The organism is Terriglobia bacterium (assembly GCA_020073205.1).
Lineage (GTDB): Bacteria > Acidobacteriota > Polarisedimenticolia > Polarisedimenticolales > JAIQFR01 > JAIQFR01.
In genome coordinates this window covers 1-4,219 of record JAIQFR010000184.1, presented here as the reverse complement: position 1 = coordinate 4,219, position 4,219 = coordinate 1, and the positions used below count along the sequence as shown (strand labels likewise).

Genomic DNA, 4,219 nt, shown 5'->3' with positions numbered 1-4,219 from the left:
AGGTCTACGACTACCTCAGGGTCCTCTTCGCGCGCGCAGGCGAGCCGTACTGCCACAACTGCGGGAAGCCGATCTTCTCCCAGACCGTGCAGCAGATCGTCGACTCGGTCCTGGCGCTCCCCGAGGGGACGCGGATCCAGGTGCTGGCCCCGATCGTGCGCGGCCGGAAGGGGACCTACAAGAAGGAGCTTCGGGAGGCCGCGCAGAAGGGGTTCGTGCGCGCCCGGGTCGACGGCGCCGTGCGCGACCTCGGCGACGAGATCGACCTCGACAAGCAGAAGAAGCACACGATCGAGATCGTCGTGGACCGGCTCCAGATCCGCGGGGACCTGAAGGGACGGCTCACGGACTCGGTCGAGACCGCACTCGACGCGGCGGAAGGCCTCGTCGTGGTCGACGTCGACGGGAAGCGGGACCTCCTCTATTCCCGCCACCTCTCGTGCGCGGACTGCGGGATCTCCGTCCCCGAGCTGGCGCCGCGGATGTTCTCGTTCAACTCCCCCTACGGCGCCTGCACGGGATGCGACGGCCTCGGGATCAAGCAGTCCTTCGACCGGGAGCTGATCGTGCTCGACGAGAGCAAGAGCCTGAGGGAAGGCGCCCTCGGATGGGGGGACGGCAACTGGTGGCAGATCCTGGAGTCGAGCCTCTTCCGCGCCTTCAAGGTGTCTCCCTCGACCCCCTACCGGAAGCTCTCGGCGGCGTTCAAGAAGGTGCTCTGGGACGGGGCGGGGGATCGTGAGTTCGAGTTCCGGTGGAAGGGCACCCGCAGCGACTACCAGTGGAGGCGCACCTGGGACGGGATCCTGCCGACCCTGGAGCGGCGGTATCGCGAAACCGAGTCCGAGTCGCGGCGCGAGGAGCTGGAGAAGCTCATGTCGGTCCACCCGTGCCCCGCCTGCCGCGGGGCACGCCTAAGGCCCGAGAGCCTCGCGGTCAAGATCGCGGGGAAGAACATCTCGGAGCACACCGCGCAATCGGTCGGGGTCGCGCTGAAGTTCTACGCCGGCCTCGAATTCTCGGCGCGCCAGCAGGCGGTGGCCGGGCCGATCTTGAAGGAGATCCGGGAGCGCCTGGGGTTCCTGAACAACGTCGGCCTCGGGTACCTCACGCTGGACCGCGGCGCCGCCACGCTCTCGGGAGGCGAGGGGCAGCGGATCCGCCTCGCGACCCAGATCGGCTCGCGCCTGACCGGCGTGCTCTACATCCTCGACGAGCCGTCCATTGGCCTGCACCAGCGCGACAACCGCCGCCTCCTCGACACCCTGATTGCCATGCGCGACCTGGGGAACACGGTGATCGTCGTCGAGCACGACGAGGAGACGATCAGGAGCGCCGACTGGGTGGTGGACCTCGGCCCCGGGGCGGGGGAGATGGGAGGCGAGGTGGTGGTCGCGGGCCCGCCGGACAAGGTGGCGGAGCACCCGACGTCGCTGACCGGCGCCTACCTTTCCGGACGTGAGCGCCTCGAGATCCCGCCCTCGCGCCGCCGCCCCGACGGGAAGGCGATCACGGTCGCCGGCGCCACGGAGCACAACCTCAAGGACATCACCGCGAAGTTCCCTCTGAAGCTGTTCACCTGCGTCACCGGCGTGTCGGGCTCGGGGAAGAGCACCCTGGTCAACGAGATCCTGCACCGGGCACTGGCCCACGCCCTCCACGACGCGCACGCCGAGCCCGGCGCCCACCGCGCGCTCCGAGGCGTCGAGTGGATCGACAAGGTCATCGACATCGACCAGTCGCCGATCGGCCGGACGCCGCGATCGAACCCCGCGACCTACGTCGGGCTGTTCACCCCGATCCGGGAGATGTTCTCGATGGTCCCCGAGGCCCGCGCGCGCGGCTACAAGCCGGGACGCTTCTCGTTCAACGTCCGCGGCGGCCGCTGCGAGGCCTGCGAGGGGGACGGGGTCACGAGGATCGAGATGCACTTCCTCCCGGACGTGTACGTCACGTGCGACACGTGCCACGGCCTCAGGTACAACCGCGAGACCCTCGAGGTCCTGTACAAGGGGAAGAACATCTCCGAGGTCCTGGAGATGACCGTCCACCAGGCCCTCCCGTTCTTCGAGGCGGTCCCGTCGATCCGGGAGAAGCTCCAGACCCTGTACGACGTCGGCCTCGGCTACATCCGCCTCGGGCAGCAGGCGACGACGCTCTCGGGCGGCGAGGCGCAGCGCATCAAGCTCTCGAAAGAGCTGTCGCGCCGCGCGACGGGGCGCACGCTGTACCTCCTCGACGAGCCCACCACGGGCCTCCATTTCGACGACATCAAGAAGCTCCTGACCGTGCTCAATCGCCTCGTGGACCAGGGGAACACGGTGGTCGTCATCGAGCACAACCTGGACGTGATCAAGACCGCGGACTGGGTGCTCGACCTCGGGCCGGAGGGAGGCGACGGCGGGGGCCGGCTCGTCGCGGAGGGACCGCCGGAGGCGGTGGCTCGGGTGAAGGAGTCGCGGACGGGCGCGTTCCTGAGGAAGATCCTCGGACGGGGGAGGGTCGCCGCGGAGGCGTGAGGGCGCGGGGGGGCTGCGGTCCTCCCCGGAAGCCAGGTCGCCGAGATTCGACCTGGAGATGGCGTGACGAAAAGAGCGTCGGATTGCATCGCCGTCACGGGTGCGTTCGGGTACTCGGGGAAGTACATCACGGCGCGCCTCCTGGCCGCCGGCGCGCGCGTTCGGACGCTCACGAACTCCCCTCGGCGTGACAACCCCTTCGCCGAATCGGTCGAGGTGCATCCCTACAACTTCGACGACCCGGAGGCGCTGGTTCGATCCCTCGAGGGCGCGCGGGTCCTCGTCAACACCTACTGGGTGCGGTTCGACCACGCGGATTTCACTCATGCGCAGGCCGTGAGGAACACGCTGCGGCTGTTCGAAGCGGCGAGTCGAGCCCAGGTCTCGCGGATCGTGCACGTCAGCATCACCCATCCGTCCGCCCGGTCGCCCCTTCCTTATTTTCGGGGCAAGGCCGAGCTGGAAGAGGCCCTGCGCGCCTCGGGGATGTCCTACGCGATCCTCCGACCGGCGGTGCTGTTCGGCGAGGAGGACATCCTGATCAACAACATCGCATGGATGCTCCGGCGCTTCCCGATCTTCGGCGTCTTCGGCGACGGCCACTACAAGCTCCAGCCGATCTTCGTGGACGACCTCGCGCAGCTCGCCGTGGACTCGGCGATGTTGTCCGGCGACACCGTCGTCGATGCCATCGGTCCCGAGACGTTCACGTACCGCGAGCTCGTGGGACTGATCGGCGACGCGATCGGACGTCGCCGTCCCGTGATCAGCATTCCTCCGGGTCTCGGAGTCGCGGTGGCGCGTCTCCTCGGCGCGCTGGTGGGCGACGTCGTCGTCACCCGCGAGGAGGTGGCCGGCCTCATGCAGAATCTGCTCGTGACCGATTCACCACCAGCGGGGAGGACTGCTCTGTGTCGCTGGGCCTTCGAGCACCGGGACACCCTGGGCCGACGGTACTCGAGCGAGCTCGCGAGGCGCCGCGACCGCCTGAGGAGCTATGAGGATCTGCGCCGCCGAGCGTAGCCCGAGCCGGCGACGCTCCCGATCGTGATCCCCTCGGTGGATCGAGTACCGCGGAGAAGGAGACGCGGCTGAAGTTCACGAAGGCGCATGAAACCAGAAAGGTGACCGGCTTTACGTGATAACGAAGTTGGCCCGAAAGACAGGTTGGGCACCGGAAACACTGCGCTTGACGGGGTACCCAGATCTGGCCATAATATAGCCAGAATGCGTTACGAGATCGAGCTGGCACCGGAGGCGGCCAGGGACCTAAAGAGGCTCAGGTCCCACGTTCGCGTGGCGGTCAAGGAAGCGCTCGAGATGCACCTGCGGCACGAGCCGACCAAGACCAGCAAGAGTCGGATTAAGCGCCTTCGGGGCGTCTCGAAGCCGCAGTTTCGGCTGCGGGTTGATGAGGTCAGGGTGTTCTATGACGTATCCGGGCGCACCGTCGAAATCCTTGCGATCGTGAGCAAGACCGACGCCGATGCCTGGTTGTCAGAAGTGGGTGAACGGCGATGAAAAAGGTGGCGCTCTCAGAAGTCAAGGACGATCTGTCGCGCCTCGCGCCGCGGCTGTGTGTGCACCGCGTACCAAGTCACCGTTCCGTCACCGCGGGTGTCCATCGCTTCAGGAATGCGTCGCCGTGCCGGTCTGAGCGCCGTTCGTGACCCGGTCGTACGTGTTCAGGATGCCGTAGC

Annotated in this window: 3 protein-coding genes; all 3 read left to right on the top strand. The window is 67.5% G+C overall.

What is annotated here, in order from left to right:
- Positions 1–2,519 (top strand): excinuclease ABC subunit UvrA (gene uvrA / locus LAO51_20075; protein ID MBZ5641044.1); only part of this gene is annotated, 2,519 nt, incomplete at its 5' end.
- A gap of 63 nt (positions 2,520–2,582) precedes the next feature.
- Entirely contained in the window at positions 2,583–3,542 is a 960-nt protein-coding gene (locus tag LAO51_20070; GenBank protein MBZ5641043.1) for an NAD(P)H-binding protein, read from the top strand.
- A 204-nt stretch (positions 3,543–3,746) separates the two neighbouring features.
- A complete protein-coding gene (locus LAO51_20065; protein ID MBZ5641042.1) occupies positions 3,747–4,040 on the top strand; it encodes a type II toxin-antitoxin system RelE/ParE family toxin in 294 nt (97 codons plus the stop codon).
- The last annotated feature ends 179 nt before the right edge of the window (positions 4,041–4,219 follow it).

What these genes read in the sequence shown, in the direction of transcription:
- LAO51_20065 (MBZ5641042.1), top strand. Translation starts at nt 3,747, where the DNA reads ATGCGTTACGAGATCGAGCTGGCACCGGAGGCGGCCAGGGACCTAAAG.